A 24,160-nucleotide genomic window follows, 5' to 3' on the forward strand; every position below is an offset into this window, starting at 1 on the left:
TAACAAAACGTATAGGCAAAAAAAAGGTATATCATTTTGATACACCTTTAAATATAAAATTGTTACTACGCAGTTTTGGTCTACATCTCATCTGTCATGCGCAGGATTTAATCGTCCTCATATACAGGAGTATGTTCAATATAACGACGATTTTCTAAAGCCTTTTGCGCACGACTATCTTCGCGAAGTAAGAAAGCCGTTAAAGCCACCATGGCTAAGCTAATCGCTGTTAAATAACTATATGCCAAGGACATGTCAAAGACGTGTTGAACACTATAACGAATACCTTCAAGTAAACCCCAGAAGACCATACCCGCCAACATAAACCCTAGCCAATGACGATAAGGTGAAAAGAATACGGCCGCCAATGCTACAGCGATCAGAGCAAATCCGAGTATCGTTGCAAAAGTTAAAGTGACCATAAAAATCTCCGTCAAAATTTAGATGTTTCAAATACTGCCTAATGGTGTTTCACAACAAATTAAATAACGCTTCACTTTCTTCAATGGTCTTGTTGGCGTCTATGAAAGCATTATGGTGAGTTTTTTTCAGAAAAAAAGACCTGATGCTTTTGTAAGCGACACATATTGTCGCAACATTCTTTTGTCATTACATTTTTTAAGATTAGACATTTTTCATAGAGTCAGAATCAGTCAAACTTGGCGTGTCATTACAAAAAAATACCTCGTAATTTTTTGTCAAAACATCTTTTTTTCGATGATGACCATCTGTTTTTTCGTCTGAACTTAGCTGATTAAAATTTGTCTAAGAATGATTCACTTAGATTAAAAAAAGCGACCATTTGGTCGCCTTTTTAATGCGCTTTTTTGATTTTAAGCTCGGCTTAAATCTTTATCATGTACACCTAATAGGTACAGAACACCATCCAAACCAACACTAGAGATGGCTTGATTTGCATTTTGGCGTACCAGTGGTTTGGCCCGGAATGCAACGCCCAAGCCCGCTATAGAGAGCATTGGCAAATCATTCGCACCATCACCTACTGCAATCGTTTGCTCAAGTGAAATGCCCATTTCATCCGCAATTTGGCCTAATAAAAATGCTTTACGAGCGCCATCCACAATATGCCCTTTAACTTCGCCAGTGACCTGCCCATCTTGAACATCCAAAATATTGGCATGAACTTCATCAATCCCTAGTTTTGCTTGTAAATATTCAGCGAAGTATTGGAAGCCACCAGATAAAATAGCCGTACGATAACCCAAAGATTTCAGGGTTGAAATAAGACGTTCTGCACCTTCAGTAATCGTTAAACGTTCTGCAATTTTAGGCAATACAGAAGCATCCATGCCTTTCAGTAGTGCCACACGCGCACGGAAACTGCTCTGAAAGTCCAGCTCACCTTGCATAGCACGCTCAGTAATTTCTGCGACTTGTTCACCGACACCTGCTTCAATTGCCAGCTCATCAATTACTTCTTGTTCGATAAGGGTTGAGTCCATATCAAAACAAACTAAACGACGATTACGACGGTACGGCGTGTCTTCTTGTACTGCAACATCGACACTTAATTCATTTGATAAACTTAAACATGCCGCTCGCATTGCTGCAGCATCTAACATTTGACCGCTCAAACCAAATTGCACACAAGCACGTTTTGGTTCATTTTCAAAATGATTTAACGTTGGTCGTCCAGACAAACGGGTGACTGTTTCAATATTAAAGCCTTGACTCGAAACAATATTAGTCACTGCTTGCAAATGTGCTGCAGTAAGTTCAGGTGCCAATGCTGTCACAATATATCGTGTACGCCCACCTTCTTTCACCCATTGCTCATAATCTTCTGAATTGATTGGTTTAAAGCGCACAGTAAGACCAATATCATGTGCTAAAATCAGAATATCCTTCATGGCCAAAGCTGTTGCTGTCTGGTCTTCGGAGGCAACCACGATGCCGAGAGTCAATTGGTTATGGATAACTGCTTGTCCTACATCTAAAATTTGCAAAGAATGTACGGACAACACCTGCATCAATCGAGTAAACTGATTCGGTTGGTCAGGTCCTAAAAATGAAATAAGAATGATTTCTCGCATGAATTGACTCGGGTCTGAGCTACGAATATTGTAAGAATCATAATCGAAATTGAATTAATTTTCTTTGGAAGTTTACGTTGAATGCGCCTAGACAAGGGCTATTTGCTAGCCTGCTGATTGTAAGTTTTGCCTTGCATACCTTTTTATTGGTTATTGCAACGACACATCAATTAAATGAAAACCGTGCAAGCCAAGGTTTGCTAATGACGACTCAACTGGTCGCAGATAGCTTAACTGAACTTGAACCTGCCAATACTGTATCTCTTGCATTATTAGCCAATCGCTATGCAACGAATCCAAGTGTTGCATATATACGTATTCTTGGCACAGGAGACCAAGTTCTCGCAACTGCAGGCTTGTCTAAGACGCGTCAGGGTGAAATCTTCGTTCGAGATGCACTACAAAATGAAAAGAAAATTGGCAGTGTGGAAATCACATTGGTTAAACCAAGTATCGGCGAAATATTAAGAACACAATGGCTGGCGATCCTCTCGTCACTCTTTATTCATGGCTTATTATGGTTGGCTTATCGTGCCATTGCTCGCCCTACGCGTAGCGAATATCTTGCGAGATTAAATAATGAGTCCCGTTTACGTCATGAGATCAAGCTGCTCACTGAAGCATTAGAACTGGAAAAGAGTCAGCCTAAACAACCTCATACGCCAGAGCAAAATAAAGAACAAGCTGCAATTACGCCAAAAGTACCGACTCTGCAGTTAAATCAGGATGCTTTATCACTGAATATCCAATTTTATGATCCGAAACAATTAATTAATACGGTCAACAAATCTGTCTCTTTACCTTATTTTAATTTATGTCAAATTTTCTTAAATAAGAGTATCGAACTGTGTACAGCGCATTATCATTTGAATGTTGATGATATCGTTGTGAATCGTAGTTTTGATCAACAAGGTGCTGTCATTAGTATTTCTTCACTCAAGAATAATTCGATTGCTTGCATCTTAATGATTGGTTCGGTTTTTCAATTATTGTCAGAAGTACTCTATAAACGTTACCGTGAGGATAAACGGTTCGTATTGCAAACACGTTGTGCTGTAACCGCACCAGTGGAGGCAATGCAACTCGATTCAGTACAAGCAGCGGAAAGACTCACACATCACCTGATTGCGAAAGAAATGGCGCTATATTTGACCCACGATCAGTTAAAGCATATTGGTGAATGCTATCAATTGGTTCCGATGCCGAATCCGACCAGTGTGTTAACTCGTCACGCTTTTATGATTAATGGTATGAACGAAGCCTGTGCCGAACTCGCACAAAATATCCGTACTGAAATTTTGAAAGGCAAAGCCCAAAGCTCCTCGATGGATCGTACAATCACCTCTTAATTAGATTAAATTTTAATAAGCAAACCAGATTTGATGCTAAGTTAAATCTGGTTTTTCTTTTTTAAAGCTTACAGGCGTGAAAAGTTAGACTAAGCGTCTAGTTTGTATACAAAATTGCTCTTTTGGTAATTTTATCTCTCTTTTCAATGTGCTATGAAGGTGTATGTTGGACTGTATTGAATGGTACAGTCATAAGCATAGGCAAACTGACTAAAAAAGCGTTAGACTATGGCGCAACAAATTTATTCAAATGTCAGAATGACATAACAAAAAGGTGAAGGTTGATGTCGCTCAATACTGTAGAAGAACTTGTAGCAGATATCCGTGCAGGAAAAATGGTCATCCTGATGGATGATGAAGATCGTGAAAATGAAGGCGACCTCGTTATTGCTGCAACGCACGTACGACCTGAAGACATTAATTTCATGATCACACATGCTCGTGGCTTAGTTTGTTTAACCTTAAGCCGTGAACGCTGCAAACAATTAAATTTACCGTTAATGGTTGATGCGAATGGCGCTCAACACGGGACAAACTTCACACTTTCTATTGAAGCTGCAAATGGCATTTCTACAGGTATTTCTCCAGCAGAACGTGCACACACGATTCAAACAGCAGTTGCGGCACATGCAAAACCAGCAGATATCGTTCAGCCAGGCCATATTTTTCCACTCATGGCACAACCAGGTGGTGTGCTCCATCGTGCAGGTCATACCGAAGCAGGTTGTGATTTAGCTCGTCTTGCAGGTCTTGAACCAGCTTCTGTGATTTGTGAAATTATCAATGAAGACGGAACTATGGCCCGTCGTGCTGACCTTGAAATTTTTGCTAAAAAACACGGTCTAAAAATTGGTACAATTGCTGATCTTATTCACTACCGTATGACCAATGAACAAACGGTAGAGCGTTTGGATCAACAAAAACTCGATACCGAGTATGGTACTTTTGATCTTTACCGTTATCGTGAAGTCGGGAATCCTGATATTCATTTGGCATTGGTTAAAGGTCAACCTGAAGAGGGTGTGACGACTGTTCGCGTTCATGGCTTCAATCCGGCGCGAGACTTATTAAAGCTTAATAAGCAAGATGGTGAAGCAGCTTGGAATTTAGATCGTGCTTTAAAAGAAATTGCACAAAGCGATCGTGGTGTCTTGGTATGGATTGGACAACGTCAGCCGTCTGATTTAGGTCCAGCATTAGAGGCATTAACTGCGCCAAAACCAGCCAAGTCAAATGCTGCCTTATCGCAGCAATACCAAACCATTGGTGTGGGTGCACAAATTTTACGTGATTTAGGCGTACAGAAAATGAAGCTCCTGAGCTCACCTTTACGCTTCAATGCATTGTCTGGCTTTAATTTAGAAGTGGTCGAATACATCACAGCTGATCAGAGCTCTCATTCATAACTCTTATTAAATATCGAGGTTGCTATGGCGATTCGCCGTATTGAAGGTTTATTACATCTCGCGAGCGAAGATCGTTACGCGATTCTAGTTGGTCGTTTTAACAGCTTTGTTGTTGAACATTTATTAGAAGGTGCAATTGATACATTGCATCGACATGGTGTTAAAGACGATAATATCACTGTCGTTCACGCGCCAGGCGCTTGGGAACTTCCGGTTGTGGCGAAAAAACTCGCAAATTCTGGTAAGTTTGATGCGGTAATTGCACTTGGTGCAGTTATTCGCGGTAGCACTCCTCACTTTGACTTTGTTGCTGGTGAATGTGCAAAAGGCCTTGGTGTTGTTGGTTTAGAAGCTGGTTTACCTGTGATCAATGGCGTATTGACCACAGACAGCATTGAACAAGCCATCGAGCGTTCAGGTACAAAAGCAGGTAATAAAGGTGGCGAAGCTGCCTTGACTGCAATTGAAATGGTTAACTTGCTAAAGGCGATCTAAAGCATGTCGCAGACACTCCAAGCTACTTATGCAGCTAAACGCAAAGCACGTCGTTTTGCTGTACAAGGGATTTATGAATGGCAAATGAGCCACAACCCTGTGCATGAAATTGAAGCACGTACACGTGCTGAAAATGCCATGCACAAAGTGGATCTCAGCTATTATCACGAGTTGCTCACACAAGTGATTGCAAATCATGAAGCATTGGATGCGTTATTAATTCCAGTACTAGATCGTGAGATCTCGGCACTGGACGGCGTTGAATTAGCTACTTTGCGTCTTGGCGCGTATGAATTGAAAGAGCATCTTGAAATTCCATATCGCGTCGTTCTCGATGAAGCAATTGAATTGGCTAAACACTTCGGCGGTGCAGATAGTCACAAATACATCAATGGTGTATTAGACCGTTTGGCACAAAGCCTACGTGAAGCAGAAAAACAACAAGCAAAATAAGTTGTTGTTGAAATGGCTGAGTTTTCTATTATTGACACCTATTTCAATCGACCGAGTTATTCTTCAGTCGATCTAGGTGTCGGTGATGACTCAGCCCTGCTCACCCCGCCTCTACAGCAACAATTGGTCATTTGTGCCGATACCCTCGTTGCTGGTCGACATTTCCCCATCGATACAGATCCCCATGCGATTGGATGGAAATCTGTAGCTGTGAATCTTTCAGACATTGCAGCCATGGGTGCAAAACCTCAAAGCATTCTCTTGGCATTGAGCCTACCCCAAATTGATCATCACTGGCTAAAAGGGTTTAGTCAGGGTTTGTATGATTGTTGCGATCAATTTGGAGTAAGTTTAATTGGCGGCGACACAACGCAAAGCCCACATCTCACATTATCAGTTACCGCTCTAGGCTGGGTGGATATTGGGAAAGCCGTGCCACGTTCTGGTGCTCAAGCAGGTGATTTAATCTGTGTATCAGGCACTGTCGGTGATGCTGCATTCGGATTAAAATATCCCGATCATGCTTTAAAAAAACGTCTCGATTATCCCACTCCACGTTGTGAACTCGGTCAAGCGCTTAAAGGATTGGCGCATAGTATGATTGACGTATCCGATGGTTTAGCACAAGATTTAGGACATATTCTCAAAGCATCTCATGTTGGTGCCGACCTACACTTAGATCAACTTCCACTTAGTCCTGCCTTACAAGCATTGCCCAATCAACAAAAATGGCAATTGGCTTTAGCAGGTGGTGATGATTATGAATTGTGTTTTACCATTCCTTCACCTGCCTTGGATGAATTAAAAGCTCGACACTGCGATACACCGATCACGGTGATTGGTGTCGTAAAAGAGACTCAGCAATTAGATTTTTATCATCATCAACAACCACAAGAACTAGAATTACAGGGATATCAGCACTTTGCCAAAACAACCAATTAATTTTAAAGCGATGACTTGGTCTGAACGTTTCATTGTTTTTTGTGGCGTTGGATTCGGTTCTGGTTTAGCGCCAAAAGCACCTGGTACTTTTGGTTCAGCTTTTGCCTTGTTGTTTATTCCTGCTTTCATGGCAATAGGTTTTTTGTATAGCACGATTGCCATAATCGTTATGTCATTGATTGGGATATATATTTGTGGAAGAGCCGCTGATATAATGCGCGTCCATGATGACGGACGAATTGTGTGGGATGAATTTGCGGGTCAATCGATCACGTTTCTCCCTTTAATCTACCTAGGTCTGATGAATTGGGTATGGCTTTTTATTGGTTTTGCACTTTTCCGTCTCTTTGATGTTTGGAAACCTTGGCCGATTCGCGTCATTGATCGTCAAGTCGACGGTGGTTTCGGCATTATGCTTGATGACCTGATCGCAGGTTTGTGGGCAGCACTTTGTATTATAATTTATCTCTATATTGATATGGCTTAAGCCAAGCTCCAAAGAAAGGATGTTGTATGTCAACCACAGTTGTTATTCTTGCTGCAGGTAAAGGGACGCGAATGCGTTCAAAACTACCAAAAGTATTACAGCCTTTAGCAGGACGTCCACTCTTAGGGCATGTCATTGAAACCGCAAAAAAAATACAAGCTGAAAATATTATTACTATTTTCGGTCACGGCGGCGCTCTAGTTAAACAAGCATTTTCGACAGAAAATATTGACTGGGTTGAACAAGCTGAACAACTTGGTACAGGTCACGCTGTTCAAATGACCTTACCTGTATTACCCAAAGATGGTATTTCCTTAATTTTATCCGGCGATGTCCCTTGTATTACAGCCGATACATTACAAAAATTACTTGAAGCAACACAATCTAAAGGTATTGGCTTAGTCACACTTACACTAGACGATGCTTCAGGTTACGGTCGTATCGTGAGAGAAAATGGTAAAATCCAAGCCATTGTTGAACATAAAGATGCTTCAGAAGCGCAACGTTTAATTCAAGAAATTAATACTGGCATTTATGCAGTAAACAATTCCAAATTGCACGAGTGGTTGCCACGTCTGAATAATAATAATGCGCAAGGCGAATATTATTTAACAGATATCGTAGCAATGGCTATTGACGATGGACTCGAAATTGCTTCAGTTGAACCTGCTTTAGCTTTCGAAGTTGAAGGTGTAAATGATCGTGTGCAATTGGCAGCATTGGAAAGAGAATACCAAACCTACCAAGCGAAATTACTGATGCAGCAAGGTGTACATTTGATCGACCCGAGTCGTTTCGATCTCCGAGGTTCACTCAAGGTTGGTCAAGATGTACGTATCGATATCAATGTCATTATCGAGGGCGAATGTGAACTTGGTGACAATGTCGAAATCGGTGCAGGATGTGTAATTAAAAACTCCAAAATTGCTGCAGGCACGAAAGTTCAACCGTATAGCGTATTTGATTCAGCCATTGTGGGTGAGCAGGCTCAAATTGGACCATTCGCACGTTTGCGCCCTGGTGCTAAATTGGCAAATGAAGTACACATTGGCAACTTTGTTGAAGTGAAAAACACCACCATTGGTTTAGGCTCTAAAGCCAATCATTTTACGTACTTAGGTGATGCTGAAGTGGGTGAGGGTTCAAATATCGGCGCGGGTACGATCACATGTAATTACGATGGTGCCAACAAGTTTAAAACGATCATTGGTGACCAAGCCTTTATAGGTTCAAACAGCTCTTTAGTCGCGCCGGTTAAAATTGGTAATGGTGCAACAGTTGGTGCTGGATCGACGATTACTCGTGATGTGGATGATCATAGTTTAGCCGTAGAACGCTCTAAACAATTTGTGAAAGACAATTATCCACGTCCACAAAAGATTAAGAATTAAGGGGATTACAATATGTGTGGTATCGTCGGCGGTGTAGCAGAACGAAGCATAACGAATATTCTAATTGAAGGCTTAAAGCGTCTTGAATACCGTGGTTATGACTCAGCGGGATTAGCTTTAATTAATGCAGGTCAAGTTTTACGTGAACGTCGTGTCGGTAAAGTTATCAACCTTGAAGAAGCGGTTTCAGAAGCAGCGATCACTGGCGCGCTTGGTATCGCACATACACGTTGGGCTACTCATGGCAAACCTACAGAAAATAATGCACATCCGCATATTTCTGGTCAAGTCGCTGTGGTTCATAACGGTATTATTGAAAATTACCAAGAGCTTAAAGATGATCTTGAAGCATTAGGGTATGTGTTTACATCCCAAACAGATACTGAAGTTGTTGCACACTTAGTTCATGATGCACTGAAGTCTGCTCCTAACCTGCTTAAAGCCGTTGAACAAGTTGTGCCTCAACTCAAAGGTGCATTTGCACTCGGTATCGTACATACAGATTACCCAAATGAATTGATCACTGTTCGTGAAGGTTCACCGCTCGTGATCGGTGTGGGAATTGGTGAGAACTTTATCAGTTCTGATCAATTGGCCCTATTACCGATTACCAATCGTTTTATATACCTTGAAGAAGGTGATATTGCGCGTTTAACACGTGATACGATCGAAGTCTATGTACAAGGTGAGCGCGTTGAACGCCCTGTCAAAGAACTTGATGCGACAGTGAGTAATGCTTCAAAAGGTGAATATAAGCATTACATGCTGAAAGAAATTTATGAGCAACCTGAAGCGATCAAGCAAACCATCTCTCAAGCCTTAAATGCCGATCACTTACGTGATGATTTTCTTGCAAATGCTGTAGAAGATTTTTCTCATATTCAGCAAGTTCAAATCATCGCTTGCGGTACCAGCTACCATGCAGGCATGATCGCAAAATATTGGTTTGAACAACTGATTGATGTACCTTGCCAAGTTGAAATTGCAAGTGAGTTCCGCTATCGCACTCCAGTCATCGTGAACAATACGCTCTATGTGTGTATTTCTCAATCAGGTGAAACTGCCGACACATTGGCTGCTCTTCGTGATACACAAAAACGTGCCAAAGCGAAAAATATTAATATCACCACTATGACGATCTGTAACGTTGCAACATCTTCCATGGTGCGTGAAACAGATTACAGCTTATTGACATTAGCGGGTCCAGAAATTGGGGTTGCGTCGACCAAAGCATTCACCACACAACTTGCTGCCCTGATGCTGCTCGTGCTTAAGTTCGGTCAAGTTAAACAAACGATTTCTAATGAACAAGTAACAGAAATCATTACTGGATTGTGGCATACACCTAAAGTGATTCTTGACACATTACAATGTGATAAAGAAATTTTACGCCTATCTGAATTGTTTGTTGAAAAACAACATTGCCTATTTTTAGGTCGTGGAACACAGTTCCCAATCGCGCTTGAAGGAGCGCTTAAACTGAAAGAAATTTCATATATTCATGCTGAAGGTTATGCAGCTGGTGAGTTGAAACACGGCCCATTGGCCTTAGTTGATAATGATATGCCTGTTGTCATTCTTGCTCCTCAGGATGACATGCTTGATAAGCTCAAATCAAATATGGAAGAGGTTCAAGCACGTGGTGGTGAGCTGTTTGTATTTGCAGATGAAAATAGTGGCATTAAGGAAAAAGAGCGCCAACACGTTGTTCAAGTTCCGAGCGTTTCAGCACTATTATCACCAATCGTATACAGTATTCCTGTGCAGCTTTTGTCCTATCACGTCGCTGTACTACGCGGTACCGATGTAGATCAGCCGCGTAACTTAGCTAAGTCAGTTACGGTTGAATAATTCAATTTGATCTACACTTAAAAAGTGTATGAGAGTAATAAAGTTTCATACTAAGTAATAAAGTTTCATACTGAGTAATAAAGTGTAATACTGAATTGCTCAAAAAATCCACACAAGCTATGCTCTAAACAGCATGATGTGTGGATTTTTTTATGGCCAACTTTAACAACACACAAAATCATGAACTCAAAATTCAAAAATGGATTAAAGAAGGACGAGGACAGGGTTTTGGAAATAACTATAAGCCTTGGCTCACAATTCGAGATGTGAGTTCAGAAGGACGATCTCACCGAATTTTTGGTCATAAAAGCCAAAGAACTCATCACCTTCTCTCTGATATAGAACTTTCTACTTTTCTATTACTAGAATGGCATTCAACGACTATCGATATTCGAGAGCAATATCCCTTAGACCTAGAACAGACTCTAGAAATTGCGGAGAAAATTGGAATCCCTCACCCTAGATTTGGGAAACACTATCAAATCATGACAAGTGATTTTTTAGTGGATACAAATAGTTCAATAACACCTAAATTTGTAGTCCAAGTTAAATATTCAAATGCTCTCAATGACCCACGCACAATAGAAAAAATAGAAATCGAAAGACAGTATTGGAAACAGCAAAATATCCCTTTTTATATTTTTACCGAGCACCAAGTTCCTAAAACTGTCAGCCAAAACATCCAATGGTTATACAGTTCAATAAATACTATGCAACTGAGTGAACAAAATACGCTAGATAAACTTCACTTTTATGCAGATATTTTCATTAAAAATAAATCTCAAAAGATTAATGAATTAGCGAGAATTATTGATCAAAAATATCATTTTGAGTTAGGACAATCGCTAAGAGAAATTAGAGACTTGCTTGCTCAAAGGTATTTCATATTTGATCTGAATATTTCTTTTAAGGATTTGAATACAGATCATATTCGATTGGGCGAGCTTAATATTTGGAATGAGGTACTTCATGCTGAAAATCAATGAAGTATTAAGTTTTGAAAGCTCTTTATTTAGGATTTTAACGATCCTACCTTACTCTGTGATTTGGATTCGTCTTGACCTTGAAAATGCTTTTCCAATCGAGCTTAGTAGAACAGAAATATTAAAAGGTTTGGAAGATGGCAATATTGAAAGAGCAATAGACCCACATGAGTCACTTGCTTTCATTCAGACTGAGAAGGAATCTATACAAGAAATAAAACGTGACCAAAATTATGCTCTTATTTATCCCCTGATCTCTCATGAATTCTTTTATATCCCAGCTCAAAGAGGAAAAATAGTGAGTGAAATCATGAATCAACATGAAGTCACCAAACAAACTATTTATCGCTTAGCTCGTAGATATTGGCAAAGAGGACAAACTCCTAATGCATTACTTCCTGATTACAGAAATAGTGGAGCTAAAGGTCAAAAAAGAACGGCTAAAGACAAAAAATTAGGTCGGCCTCGTATCTATAATAGTGAACAAGGAATTAATGTTAATGAAGACATTGAAAAACTTTTTTATCGCACCATTAAATTATTCTTTTTAAAAGACAATAAACATTCACTTCCATTTGTATATCGGAAATTTCAAACCACTTATAAAAATCTCTACCCAGATATAGCAGAATCAGATATTCCGACAATATGGCAGTTTAAGTATTACTACGAAAAAGAATTCAAAAAAATTGAAAGTATAAAAGCTCGTATTGGTACCTCAAACTACCGTAAGGACTATCGCCCTTTGCAATCAACGTCTAACGCTCAAGCCTTAGGTCCTGGAGCACGTTATGAAATTGATGCCACGATTGCCGATATTTATCTAGTTTCAAACTCAAATCCTGAAAGTATTGTTGGTAGACCCACTATTTACTTCGTGATTGACGTCTTCAGTCGTTTAGTCGCAGGATTTTATATAGGTTTTGAATCACCTTCATATTTAGCTGCAATACAAGCATTGAATATAGCGATGACCGATAAGGTTAAGTATTGTGCTGAGTACGGAATCTCAATTCAGCCAGAAGATTGGCCAGCAGTCGGTCTACCTGATGCTTTACTCGCGGATCGAGGAGAATTATTAGGCTATCAAATAGAAGCCTTAGAAAAAACATTCGCTGTAAGACTCGAAAATGCACCAGCGAGACGTGGTGATGCTAAAGGCATAGTGGAACAGGCTTTCAATACGTATCAAGCTTATTTCAAAAAAGAAGGTAAAGGAAAAGGTGTTGTTGACGGCAGCACTGTAAAAAAATTTGGTGGTCGTGATTATCGTCAAGATGCGACATTAAATATTCACCAATTTACTGAAATCATTCTTGCCTGCATCATTTCACATAATCAATTTCATGTTTTAAAAACATATGACCGTGAAGCAGATATGCCTAATGATTTACCAACCATTCCCTTACATTTATGGAATTGGGGTATTCAAAATAGAACTGGAAAATTGAGAAATGTTCCAGAGGAAGCTCTCAGAATCGCATTATTACCACGTACTAAAATCACAATATCAGACTTAGGCATCAAAGCATTTGGGCTTTATTACCTAGCGAGAGAAGTACTTGATCTTGGTTGGTTGCATCGTAAAACAGGAAGTTCTCGTCCTCAAAACCTTGAAGCTGCATATGATCCTTACTCAATGAATAAAATTTATATTTTTCCTAAAGATAATAGTCTCGAATATTGGATAGGAGCTCTCTCCGATCGATCGAGAGAATTTAAAGATTGTACTTTGTGGGAAATCAAAGACAAACAAAAAGCCCAAAAAGAAAGCCTTGTACAGCATGAACTAGAGGCTTCAAAAAAACGAAGAGAGCTTGAAGCTTTTATCAGTGAGAAACTTAAAACTAAGCTTCCGAAGAGTCCAATTAAACCATCTCAACGAATCGCTGAAATAACTGAAAATAAAGCAAAAGAAAAAAATATTGAACGTAAAGCTAAGGTAAAACAGCAAGAAATAGTGGATACCAATATTATTCCAATGCCTAAACTGAAAACCTCAATTAAGCCTCAAGATGCTGAAGCGGTTCATTATCCAGACTTAACAGACGAATTATTTGGTGAGGATGACTAAATGACTTTGCCATTAAATTTTATTCAAGCACGTTACACGCCTAGTTTTGGTGAATATAAAGACAATCCATTTATTGAAGCTCTACCACCAATCATGCAAGAAATTGCAGATATCAAAGCTAATCTGATTGGTAAAGTGGACTTTAACCCTGAAGATATTCTGAGATCTAAGAACGAAAGAATTCATCTTTCATCTCAACTGCTTCATCAATTTTTTCAACCCATTACTCGGCATATTTCACTAGAGCAAAAAATTGCAATATTAATTCGTCAAGGCTATGTCGGGCGCAATATTGCTGATGGTAAATTGCACCAACACTTGCAAAATGGTTATGAGCGTATTATGTCGGGAGACATCAATGCCTTTCGTTTTGATGCACCAAAATCTACAGCTTTAAGCTATTCACTGATCGGTTGTTCAGGCAGTGGTAAAAGTACAACGTTACAGCGCATCCTAAACCTTTATCCTCAAGTGATTTACCATGAAAAATACAACTTCACTCAACTCGTTTATCTCAAAATTGACTGCCCTCATGACGGCTCATTAAAAAATCTATGTTTGCATTTTTTTAAAGCGATTGATGTTGCTTTAGGAACAGATTTTGAAAGAAAAGTAGCCTTAAAAAGATTAGGAATCGAAGCTCTACTCAACTATATGCGTCAAATTACCAATACCTACGCTATTGGTGTTCTCGTTATAGATGAAATTCAGCATTTGAGCGTTAAGAATTCAGGTGGTGCTGACAAAATGCTGAATTTCTTTGTCACCTTAATTAATGTTGTAGGTTTACCAGTAGTTATGGTCGGCACACCTAAAGCCAGATTTATCTTTGATAAAGATCTACGTTCAGCACGTCGTGGGGCTGGTTTTGGGGCTGTTATATGGGAACCCATGAAGAATACTCCTCCATTATCAGATACCGCGACGAGAACAGAATGGATGGCTTTCACCAATGCCCTTTGGAAATACCAATGGCTAACGAATAAAGAACAACTGAGTGAAGAAATTCGAGACTGTTGGTATGAACTCTCTCAAGGAGTACTGGATATAGTCGTCAAACTTTTTGTTTTGGCTCAATGTCGAGCGATCATGACCGGACTAGAAAGAATAACTCCTAGTTTGCTTAGACAAGTCTATGAGGATGAACTCAAATTTGTCCACCCAATGATAGAAGCGCTCAAGTCTGGAGATCCTAATCGCATCGCACTTTATTCCGACTTAACTATTCCATATGTGGACAAAACCTTACTTCTACTTCAGAAAAAAATAGAAGAAGAACAAGAAAAAGTTGAACAATATAATGGAAATATACATGCGCAAAGATTGCATAACCTACTTATCGCCACTGGATATCCAGAATCTAAAGTAATCGCTGTAATCAAAAAAGCTTTTGTCGAATTTCCTCATCTTAATATGCAAGAACTCATGCCTATTGTTTCGAATTGGCTCACTGAAGTTGAGGCAGATAAAGAAACTAAACCTGAAAAAATTAATCTCAAAAAAATAAAGCAGAGCGAATGGATGACCTTACCGTCAGATGATTTAAGGTTTAAGTTTTCGCAAAAGCAAAAATCTCAAAATTTTTATGACGTTATTCAATCAAGTGATTTAATTTTTGATACTCAAACTTGGGTTCGATCAATGTAATAGTTGAATTGGTATGTTGAATTTTCCTACACCATATCCCAATGAGTTAATTTACAGCACGATAGCAAGAGCTGGAATTCACCATGCTATTACAAGCCCGAAGCAATTACTTGAAGAAGTATTTGCTAATCGTAAAGTTATTGCCACGATTGATTTACCTAGCCATCTAATATGTCTTTCAAAGCATTTACCACCACACCATGCGCTCGAAAACCTTGCTTATAAACATACACTTTTTCCAATCCATGCATTATTTTCTCCAGAAAACACACGTTTGAAATGCCTTCAATGGATGGGGAGTCAATCAAAAGGTTCTATCCATTTAGCATTAGGAGTTGTAGCATCCAAAGTTAAGCAGATATCAAAGCATCGATATTGTCATCATTGTCTAGAAGACCAATATCAACAATATGGAGAATTCTTTTGGTCAAGAGTTTGGTACATCCAAGGCGCAAATTGTTGTAGCAAACATAAAGTTAAATTGTCAGAATTTTTACCACCAGCCCATTTCAATGGACGACATCAATTTATTCCTGCAAGTTTCATCCTAGATCTCAAGCAACCTAATAACCCTGCTCATAAATTAGATCTAATCGTGAGTAGGCATGTTGATGAGTTGTTAGAACTTCTACCAACAACATCACCTACATTTCATCAATGGAGTCAATTTTATCAACGTATTGCAAAGCGATTAGGTTTTAACAAAGGTTCTAAACACATTGATCATTCGAAAATTCATGCAGCAGTTATAAAAACATGGGATTTAAAATGGCTACAGCAACATCACCTAGATGAACTGAAGTCTGAAACAAGTTGGTTTAAAGCTATCTTTAGAAAGCATCGTAAGTCATTCAGTTATCTTGAACATATTATTGTCTTAGAGACGTTTTTCCCTAAAGGCTGGACATGGACAGCCATTCTGAGTGAAATTCATCAATTACCTGCTAATTACTCTAATACTGATACACCTAGTGAAAGAACAAAGTGCAAAGACATATTGATGCTCAAAGAAAAACGTAATGAATGGATGTCTTTGATTAAAAATTTTGGAATAAAACCTTCTAGAGCCAAAAATGCTGCTTTGTATGCATGGCTTTATCGCAATGATAAAACTTGGTTACTCACAAAAAATAAAAGCTTTCATGCTTGGCCCGCAAGTATTCCAAAGAAAGTAGATTGGCCCCTTAGGGATTGGTACATGGTGAGGCAATTATTCAAAATATTCTATCAATCATTAGACGATTTGAGTTTACCTAGGCAATCTAGAAACTGGTATCTCAAGCAACTACCGCAACACTCCACTGTAGAGAAAAACCTATATCAGCTGCCCTTAACACATAAATTTTTGAGTACTTTTTCAGAAGATATTAGCTCTTATCAAATCCGAAGAATCACTCGAACAATTATTCAATTTCAAAAAACTAATCAACGCCAAGCGAGTTGGCAATTATTACGACATTCAGGATTAAGTGAAGAACGATTAACAGATGAAGCACTCAAATTCCTAAATCAAATTAAAAGGATTAATCATGGCTAAGATCAGTCATATCGCTAAGAACATGAAAATAAAAAAGATTGGTTCTTTGTTTAAAAAACATAACTCAGGCAGTTGGGCAATAAATCTAGCTTTGGAAAATGAAAATAAAATACCTGAGACCACTTCCACTAATTTTTCTAATGCAAAGTTATTAAGAAAAAATAGTCACATTAACCCCACTCAAGAATATCCCAAAGGCTACAACCTACGCTTTAAAATTAGTTCAACTCAAAATTGGCTATCTTCTGTCCACAATTCAAACTTACCTATAGGCAAGTTTGTTGAACATTATTTCTTATTTGATGCAGTCCGTGTGGATCAATTCGGTCAACCAATGTCCGAAACAATCAAAGTTCGTCTACCACAATTTGAACTTGCTCGATCTCTGTTTTTCTATACGCCATATTTAGCAAGGTCAGCAATTATAGAGAATAGTTTGAGTATCGATTTCGATATTGTTTCAAATCGAGATCATTATCTCATCAATATTTTACCAGCCTGCTCATACCCTATTTCTCATTTCAATGATTCAGGTATACGACGCATTTTATCTTGGATTCTTCTTGATCCTGATATTCGACAATCTTTTGAAAGTATCAGTCAGTTTTGTACCAAATATGGCTATGACGTTGACCAATACCGTATATGGAGTTTTTGTTTTAAACCGCCCCTACTCAATGGTGTAATCTTTGATACATATGGCTATTACAGAGCTGAAACTTCTGAGTTTTTTGTCAATGAAATATCAGGTTTCGAAAGAATCTCAAGCCGAATTTCTAAAGAAGTTGAGTTCTATAGCGATAAATTCATTGAGTCTAAATCAGGAGGGAAAGGTGAAAACTCTTCAGGAACTAAAAATAATGGAAAAGAGCCAACCATTAAAGATGATGAGGATGGCAATAGCGATGATGTTCAAATCATTGATGTTGTACCGACACACTTCGACTTCCTAGAAGCCATTGAAACAAGGAAAACCACTAAGAAATCACGACTTAGAAATCATGGTACAAAAGATCAAGATTTACCATCTACAAATCCATCATCTGGAGTTAGTACCAACGAACCTATTTCTGAAGGCTCAGTCCCCTCTGCTGAATTTAATGGTATTGAAGATGAAACTGAAGATCTTCATCTGTATCTTGATCGTTTCTCTGCATTTCAACAAATGATTGATTTGTTTTGCAAAGAAAATTCAGTTCAAAATTTTACTTTTCAACTTCACAAATTACCGAACATTCAAGGCCACTCTAAGCATGTTAAAACTGATGGTAATCCTAGATGTGTGGCAGAAGTCAGCTTCCAATTCAATGGTCAAAATATTGTGATCTTAGAGGTTGATACTTCTGATAATAAAAAGCCTCTTTCAACTCGTGTTTTGTTACTTAAAGATGTGAATCAATGGAACCTAACTGATCGAACTAAAGTACTTGAGCTTGTTGTCACTCAATGCTTACGTTGGCCAAAAGGAATCTTTAAGCACATTTGCTATAAAAATAGTACATTAAATCACCCTAGGATGAATTCAAGGAATCAGGAAATATCTGATCTAGAATTAATTGGTTGGGCGAATCGTATGTTTAAGATTTTACTTTAAATAGAGTTTTATGGTATTCACAGCTATGGCATGTATCTTTTCACGAGTAAAATCTTATAATAGGAAAAATCTGTGATTCACACTTCAAGAGAATTTCTGTAAATGCTTAATGATGTTAATAATCAAAAACTAACATACATAGATCTCTTCTCGGGTTGCGGTGGATTGTCTCTTGGGCTTGGCAAAGCTGGATGGCAAGGTATTTTAGCTGTTGAAAAAGACTCTATGGCTTTTGCTACTTTCAAATATAATTTAATTGATAGTGAAAATTCACATTTCTACTGGCCGACTTGGCTACCTAAAAAAGAAACAACCATTCAAGAGTTGCTTAAAAACTATTCTGAAGAACTAAATGATTTAAAAGGAAAAGTAGATCTAATCGCTGGTGGGCCGCCATGTCAGGGGTTTTCTTTGGCTGGACAGAGAAATGAAAATGACCCTCGAAATAAACTTTCTGAAGAATACATTAAGATGGTTGAAGTCATATCACCGAAATATTTACTGTTGGAAAATGTGAGAGGATTTAACTCATCTTTCAAGAACAAAGAGAATGGTAAAACTAAGAAACCATATTCACTAGTCGTAAAAGCTAAGCTAGAGAAACTGGGCTATAAAGTTTTCCATAATTTTGTTTGCAGTGCTGATTTTGGTGTTCCACAAAAAAGAACTCGATTCATCATGATCGGCATTAAAAAAGAGTTATTATCTTCAAAAAAATTTGCCCCCTTCTCTCAATTAATCGGATCTAGAAAAAAATTCTTGGATTCTAAAAATTTACCTTTCCGACATATAACGACTGAAGAAGCAATCGGAGACTTACTTGTTAAAAATAATGGTGTTAAATACCATTCAGGAAATGAAATCAGTGGATTTAAGCAAATCGATTATAAACCTGGACCTACACCTACTGAATACCAAAATGTAATACGAGAAGGTATTAATGACTTAGTACCTAATAGTTTGAGACTTGCTAGACATAAAGAATCAACTATTAAAAAATTTAAAGAAATTCAAAAAATCTGTAAACCAGGCACGAGTCTCAATGATGAAATGAGAGCTCATATTGGTACTAGAAAACAGGCGATCACAGTTTTAGATGCATCTCAGCCATCGAGAACCTTGACTACTTTACCTGATGATTTATTACATTATTCAGAGCCTCGTATTCTGACTGTTAGAGAAATGGCCCGTATTCAATCATTTCCTGATACGTTTAAAATCTTAGGAAAATACACTACTGGTGGTGATCGTAGAACAAGTGAATGTCCACGTTATACTCAAATTGGTAATGCTGTCCCTCCTTTCTTAGCTGAAGCATTAGGTTTATTAATCAAAGAAATAGAAGATCATTATGCAAAATGAAGAAAATCTAAACATAGATGATGATAATGAGTTACAAGTTAACTTTATAGCTAATGCTGGTATCAAAGATATTGTCGGTAGGGGTTTAATTTATAATGATAATGTCGCAATCATTGAATTAATTAAAAATTCTAAAGATGCCAACTCTCCCAAAGTAATATTAGAATTCAATGATATTTCTACACAAACCAGTCCTCTTGTTTCTGAAGGGAAAATTATTATTAAAGATTTCGGTCATGGTATGACTAAATCAGATATTAAAGATAAATGGTTAAATATTGCTTATTCTGAAAAGAAATATAGTCGAAATAAAGAATATGCAGGAAATAAAGGTGTAGGACGATTCAGTTGTGATCGCTTAGGTAGCTTTTTAGAACTTTATACTAAATCAAAAAATGATGAATATTTAAAATTATCAATAAATTGGGAGAATTTTGAAAATAGAGGAAAATCTGAGGTTATTTCAGATATTATTTTAGAAATCGAAATTTTAGAAGAAGGCCTATTCTTAAAAAATATTAATGAACAAAAATTCGACCAAGGTACTGTTTTAATCATTAGTAAACTTAGAAATGATTGGTCAGAACAAAAGTTAAAAAAATTAATTGCTGAAATTGAAAAGTTCTCACCTTCATTAGATGATGATTTTCAAGTAATTTTTAAATCTAATATCAAGTTTGAAGATAGAGAATTAGCGCAAATAAATAATAACAAAATTACTAATAATATTTTAGAAAAATTAGCTTTTAAAACTACTTATATAAAATCATTTATTGATTCTACAGGAGATTTTATTGAAACTTTTTTATATTTTCAGGGAGAATTAGTTTATAAATATAAAGCTAAAAACCCCTATCAGCTATTAAAAAATATTAAAGTAGAAATTCATTATTTAGATCCTTTATCTAAATCTTACTTCACAAAAAACTTTGGTATCAAGCCTAATAATTATGGCTCTGTTTTTCTTTTCTATAATAATTTTAGAATATCACCTTATGGAAATGAAAAAAATGACTGGTTAGGACTAGATCAACGAAAATCACAAGGGACTTCTCGTAATCTAGGAACTCGTGAAATTATAGGTCGAATTGATGTTATAGATCAGGATGATACCTTTGCTGTAATTACTAGTCGTGAAGGTCTAGCTCACAATAAAGCATATTATGAATTAATAGCCTTCGACCAAGAAGAAAAAGCTTTATTAAAGAATGGAAAAAAAGAATATGGTTTTGTTACAACTATAATAAGACAATTAGAAAATTTTGTAGTTAAAGGTACTGATTGGAATAGGTTAGAAGATAGATGGGGTAAACTACTATCAGTTTCTTCTGATGATGTTTTAAAGAATCCAGACCGCTTTTATACAAAAGATTTATCTGTTGAAAATATACAAAAAGAAATTTTTAGAATTAAAGACTCTGTTTTTGACCTTATTGATTTCGAAATAGATAATAATTTAATTAATAAAATTCAATTAATAAATCAGGAAAAATATTTAGGTTTTTTAGAAGATTTTATTGAAAATACACAAAATAAATCTTTAGAAGAATTATCATCCAAAGAAAAAGGTGTGATAAAGACCATTATTAATACCAGCAAAAAAATGGTGAGTGAAGCTCAATCAGAAACAAAAAAAGCTAAAGAAGAAACAAAAAAAATTATTAAAACTTTAGAAGTTGAAAAGAAAAAACACGCATATCTTCTTGCTACTAGAAAGACACTTAGTAAAGATGCTGATGGCTTAATTCATACTATTAAAATAAATAATTCAGAAATAAATAATGGAATTGACAATCTAATTGATAGTATTGAATATGATGATATTGATAATAATGAGATTATTAAAAAGCTAAATAATATTAGACTTTATGCTTTGAAAACACTTAAGATGGCAGAACTTGCAATTAGATCTGATTTTGATAAAGATATAGATATTAAAAACATAAATATAGTTCAATATATTTACGAGTACCTAGAAACTTATAAAGAGACCTTTGGTAATCACAGTATAAAGTTTATATATAATAATAATTATAATTTTATCCGTAGTCTGAGTGTACTTAATTTATCAATAGTCTTAGACAATATTATTTCAAATTCTGTAAAATGGGGAGCTTCAAGTATAGAATTCTCCCCTTCTTTAGTTGAAAATAAACTAATTATTTTAATCTCAGATGATGGTATAGGTTTATCAGATTTATTTATAGATCAACCTGAAGAAATTTTTAGCTTAGGAGTACGTGATACTCCCCCTGAGGAAATATCAGGTTCTGGTATTGGACTCTTTTATTCAAGACAGCTTCTTGAAGAAATGAACGCTGAAATTAGATTTAAAGGTAATAATGAATTATTATCTGGAGCATGCTTTGAGGTAACTTTCAAATGACTCTTAGAAAGATTTTAATGCTAGATGATGGTAATATTTCTGAATCAATTGAAGGTATTACAAGAAAATTAAGAAGAGAAGGGATTGAAATTAAAATAGAAATTATCAATCCTCAAGACCATAAGTTTAAAACAGAAACACCTTCTGGAAGTTTTGAAATTGATTTTGATAAAATTAAAAATGAAATTAATGAGCACCACAAAGCTGTCAAATACGATGTAGTTGCTTGTGATTTTAATTTTGCCAGCAATACTTTAAATGGCTATGAGCTTATTCGCTGGCTCATAAACCATTCAAATTCACAACATTTTCTATTTAGAAAGGCCAAATTTGTATGCTACTCTTCGGAAGAAAATAAATTTAAGGATCATATTCTTGATAATGATGAATTGTTTAAGTTAATTAAGTTAAATATTCATGCCTTTTATCATAGAAAGAATTTAGTTGATGATATTACTGCATTAGTAAAAAAAATTAACTCTAACTTTTCGATGTCAGATTATTTAAAAATTCGACTAGAAGAAATGCCTGAGTTAGAGTTTAAGAATGTTTATCCTCCATTTAAAGGCAAAAATCTTCAATATATTTCTGAACAAATTAATCACGACTCTCACCATGCTAAAGAGTTCCAGAAATATTTTATTGATCTAACATACGCTCATATATTGGATTTAAATGAATAATATGTATTATCTAATTTATCCAAATGATCCAACTATTTACTTTATGAATAAAGTTATTAAAAATTTAAGTAATTTTATTGCAGATGGTTCAATAGTTCTTATTAGTTGTGAAGCAAATCATGAGTCCTATCAAGAGGCGGTTAAACAAATAAATGAAATTTCTGAAAACTCTAGAGTTATCTTTATAGGGCATAGTACATCTGCAACCTTATATGGAGGACAAAGTAGTGAATTTCAAAAAAAACCTTTACTAGAACTATCACAAATGTCTATTTTTAAAAATATAGAACTATTTTTAATTTCCTGCTTTTCTGAGAAGTTATTAAGAAGCTCAAGAAATCATAGAAACTACTCAAAATGCTTAGGTTTCGGTCTTCTTCCTTCAGAACTAAATGAACTAGCAGCTCATCCTGCCATGAAAAAATTAAATCTTAACCAAACAGATATTAATATTTTTAAATTTCACTTAGCTGATATTTTCTCTTGTGTACTTAGATTTATGATTTCTAATAGTACTTCATTGGAGGAAGCATATAACTATTTTAAAGTTATTACTCACAAGAAGACTAATTATCTTATTTTAGAAGAAAATAATGAAAAAGTAGCTGAACTTTTTTTTTATGTTGCTCAAGAATCTTTGCTAGATTGAAATTATGGCAATAAATCTTTTGAACTAACACCTAATTGATCTGCTAGTTCATAAATTTTCTCCAATGTAGGATTTACCTCTCCTCTTTCAATCCGCCCTAAATAACTCCGATCCATGTTACAAAGCAATGCCAATTGTTCTTGTGACATGCTTTTTTCTTTTCTGTATTTTCGAACCAATTGCCCAAATTGAATAGTAAGTTCTGACATAAACATTCAAATGCTTAAAAAACAGAACTATCACTATTTGAGGACTATATATCCACGGACTATAATCCTCTTTTTTTTGAGTTTTATAGTTTTTCATCATGAAACAAATAGCTTCACCTATCTTTCAATCTTTTCTATTACTTCTATCCCACAATCAAATTGATGGATGGACATCAAACAAAATTTGGAAAAACTTGAATCTTTCAAAAGATGAAAAGCAACGAATCAACCAACAGCAGCTTTATAGACTTCTAAGAAAACTTGTTAAACAAGGGCACTTGGCCAAAAATATTCATTCTGACAATCCAAGACTTTCAACATTCGTTGAAACAGAAAGCATGCTCGAGTTTAGAAAACAATTTAATCTAATAGCTGTCAAAAATGATTTTAAAAAACTTACTTTCAAAACAAGTGAATTAAAAGAAAAGCAAATGATTTACGAAAACCAAATCAAAGCTTCTGAACAAGCCCTTATAGACTTTCCAGAACTAAAAACTGAAATATTAAGAAAGAAAAACCAATTACTTCAAGATATTGAAAAACTGAAAGCTTATACTGACTTTCTAACATCACTGATATAATATCAAAGTAGATTCACCGAGCCTAAA

General features: G+C 36.3%; 21 protein-coding genes. 18 read left to right on the forward strand and 3 right to left on the reverse strand.

Annotation, left to right across the window (positions count from 1 at the left end; genetic code table 11):
- Nucleotides 1–107: 107 nt before the first annotated feature.
- Nucleotides 108–422 carry a ciprofloxacin tolerance protein AciT gene (aciT, locus tag AC1M9C_RS03595; RefSeq protein WP_035264816.1) on the reverse strand — a complete coding sequence of 105 codons (315 nt, stop codon included), beginning with the start codon at nucleotides 420–422 and terminating at the stop codon, nucleotides 108–110.
- A 411-nt stretch (nucleotides 423–833) separates the two neighbouring features.
- Nucleotides 834–2,054, reverse strand: coding sequence for a phosphoserine phosphatase SerB (serB, locus tag AC1M9C_RS03600; RefSeq protein ID WP_481586915.1), 1,221 nt, complete (start codon nucleotides 2,052–2,054; stop codon nucleotides 834–836).
- Between the two features lie 77 nt (nucleotides 2,055–2,131).
- On the opposite strand from serB, the gene AC1M9C_RS03605 reads away from it, so the two are divergent.
- The 17 genes from AC1M9C_RS03605 to AC1M9C_RS03685 all read left to right on the forward strand — a co-directional run bounded on the left by AC1M9C_RS03605 (nucleotide 2,132) and on the right by AC1M9C_RS03685 (nucleotide 23,343).
- Entirely contained in the window at nucleotides 2,132–3,403 is a 1,272-nt protein-coding gene (locus tag AC1M9C_RS03605) for a hypothetical protein (protein ID WP_481586916.1), read from the forward strand.
- A gap of 284 nt (nucleotides 3,404–3,687) precedes the next feature.
- The gene (gene ribBA / locus AC1M9C_RS03610; RefSeq protein ID WP_481586917.1) at nucleotides 3,688–4,809 is read left to right on the forward strand and encodes a bifunctional 3,4-dihydroxy-2-butanone-4-phosphate synthase/GTP cyclohydrolase II; all 1,122 of its coding nucleotides are present in this window, start codon (nucleotides 3,688–3,690) and stop codon (nucleotides 4,807–4,809) included.
- Between the two features lie 24 nt (nucleotides 4,810–4,833).
- A complete protein-coding gene (ribH, locus tag AC1M9C_RS03615; protein ID WP_035264832.1) occupies nucleotides 4,834–5,304 on the forward strand; it encodes a 6,7-dimethyl-8-ribityllumazine synthase in 471 nt (156 codons plus the stop codon).
- A gap of 3 nt (nucleotides 5,305–5,307) precedes the next feature.
- Nucleotides 5,308–5,757 carry a transcription antitermination factor NusB gene (nusB, locus tag AC1M9C_RS03620; RefSeq protein WP_035264834.1) on the forward strand — a complete coding sequence of 150 codons (450 nt, stop codon included), beginning with the start codon at nucleotides 5,308–5,310 and terminating at the stop codon, nucleotides 5,755–5,757.
- A 12-nt stretch (nucleotides 5,758–5,769) separates the two neighbouring features.
- Nucleotides 5,770–6,699 (forward strand): thiamine-phosphate kinase, encoded by a 930-nt coding sequence (thiL, locus tag AC1M9C_RS03625; RefSeq protein ID WP_481586918.1) that lies wholly within the window; start codon nucleotides 5,770–5,772, stop codon nucleotides 6,697–6,699.
- Nucleotides 6,700–6,709: 10 nt separating this feature from the next.
- The gene (locus AC1M9C_RS03630) at nucleotides 6,710–7,186 is read left to right on the forward strand and encodes a phosphatidylglycerophosphatase A family protein (protein ID WP_081403227.1); all 477 of its coding nucleotides are present in this window, start codon (nucleotides 6,710–6,712) and stop codon (nucleotides 7,184–7,186) included.
- A gap of 26 nt (nucleotides 7,187–7,212) precedes the next feature.
- Complete coding sequence (glmU, locus tag AC1M9C_RS03635; protein WP_481586919.1) at nucleotides 7,213–8,577, forward strand: bifunctional UDP-N-acetylglucosamine diphosphorylase/glucosamine-1-phosphate N-acetyltransferase GlmU; 1,365 nt, start codon at nucleotides 7,213–7,215, stop codon at nucleotides 8,575–8,577.
- A 12-nt stretch (nucleotides 8,578–8,589) separates the two neighbouring features.
- A complete protein-coding gene (gene glmS, locus AC1M9C_RS03640; protein WP_481953229.1) occupies nucleotides 8,590–10,428 on the forward strand; it encodes a glutamine--fructose-6-phosphate transaminase (isomerizing) in 1,839 nt (612 codons plus the stop codon).
- Between the two features lie 152 nt (nucleotides 10,429–10,580).
- Entirely contained in the window at nucleotides 10,581–11,414 is an 834-nt protein-coding gene (locus tag AC1M9C_RS03645; protein ID WP_481607171.1) for a TnsA endonuclease N-terminal domain-containing protein, read from the forward strand.
- A complete protein-coding gene (locus tag AC1M9C_RS03650) occupies nucleotides 11,398–13,485 on the forward strand; it encodes a transposase (protein WP_481953230.1) in 2,088 nt (695 codons plus the stop codon). The genes AC1M9C_RS03645 and AC1M9C_RS03650 overlap by 17 nt, the downstream gene beginning before the upstream one ends.
- Nucleotides 13,486–15,132, forward strand: coding sequence for an AAA family ATPase (locus AC1M9C_RS03655; RefSeq protein WP_481953231.1), 1,647 nt, complete (start codon nucleotides 13,486–13,488; stop codon nucleotides 15,130–15,132).
- Nucleotides 15,133–15,145: 13 nt separating this feature from the next.
- Nucleotides 15,146–16,669: a TniQ family protein gene (locus AC1M9C_RS03660; RefSeq protein ID WP_481953232.1), complete on the forward strand. Its 1,524-nt coding sequence runs from the start codon at nucleotides 15,146–15,148 to the stop codon at nucleotides 16,667–16,669.
- A complete protein-coding gene (locus AC1M9C_RS03665) occupies nucleotides 16,662–18,263 on the forward strand; it encodes a Tn7-like element transposition protein TnsE (RefSeq protein ID WP_481953233.1) in 1,602 nt (533 codons plus the stop codon). The genes AC1M9C_RS03660 and AC1M9C_RS03665 overlap by 8 nt, the downstream gene beginning before the upstream one ends.
- Nucleotides 18,264–18,365: 102 nt before the next feature.
- Nucleotides 18,366–19,625 (forward strand): DNA cytosine methyltransferase, encoded by a 1,260-nt coding sequence (locus AC1M9C_RS03670; RefSeq protein ID WP_481953234.1) that lies wholly within the window; start codon nucleotides 18,366–18,368, stop codon nucleotides 19,623–19,625.
- The gene (locus AC1M9C_RS03675) at nucleotides 19,615–22,011 is read left to right on the forward strand and encodes an ATP-binding protein (RefSeq protein ID WP_481953235.1); all 2,397 of its coding nucleotides are present in this window, start codon (nucleotides 19,615–19,617) and stop codon (nucleotides 22,009–22,011) included. Before AC1M9C_RS03670 ends, AC1M9C_RS03675 begins: the two co-directional genes overlap by 11 nt.
- Nucleotides 22,008–22,694 carry a hypothetical protein gene (locus AC1M9C_RS03680; RefSeq protein ID WP_481953236.1) on the forward strand — a complete coding sequence of 229 codons (687 nt, stop codon included), beginning with the start codon at nucleotides 22,008–22,010 and terminating at the stop codon, nucleotides 22,692–22,694. The genes AC1M9C_RS03675 and AC1M9C_RS03680 overlap by 4 nt, the downstream gene beginning before the upstream one ends.
- On the forward strand, nucleotides 22,687–23,343 hold the full coding sequence (locus AC1M9C_RS03685) for a hypothetical protein (RefSeq protein ID WP_481953237.1): 657 nt from the start codon (nucleotides 22,687–22,689) through the stop codon (nucleotides 23,341–23,343). Before AC1M9C_RS03680 ends, AC1M9C_RS03685 begins: the two co-directional genes overlap by 8 nt.
- Before the next feature lie 2 nt (nucleotides 23,344–23,345).
- Here the strand turns inward: AC1M9C_RS03685 and AC1M9C_RS03690 are convergent, their stop codons facing one another.
- Nucleotides 23,346–23,558 (reverse strand): helix-turn-helix domain-containing protein, encoded by a 213-nt coding sequence (locus tag AC1M9C_RS03690; RefSeq protein ID WP_481953238.1) that lies wholly within the window; start codon nucleotides 23,556–23,558, stop codon nucleotides 23,346–23,348.
- A 92-nt stretch (nucleotides 23,559–23,650) separates the two neighbouring features.
- Between AC1M9C_RS03690 and AC1M9C_RS03695 the strand changes: the two genes are divergently transcribed.
- Nucleotides 23,651–24,133 carry a hypothetical protein gene (locus AC1M9C_RS03695; protein WP_481953239.1) on the forward strand — a complete coding sequence of 161 codons (483 nt, stop codon included), beginning with the start codon at nucleotides 23,651–23,653 and terminating at the stop codon, nucleotides 24,131–24,133.
- Nucleotides 24,134–24,160 lie beyond the last annotated feature (27 nt).

It is taken from the genome of Acinetobacter sp. 24-47-39 (assembly GCF_056783825.1).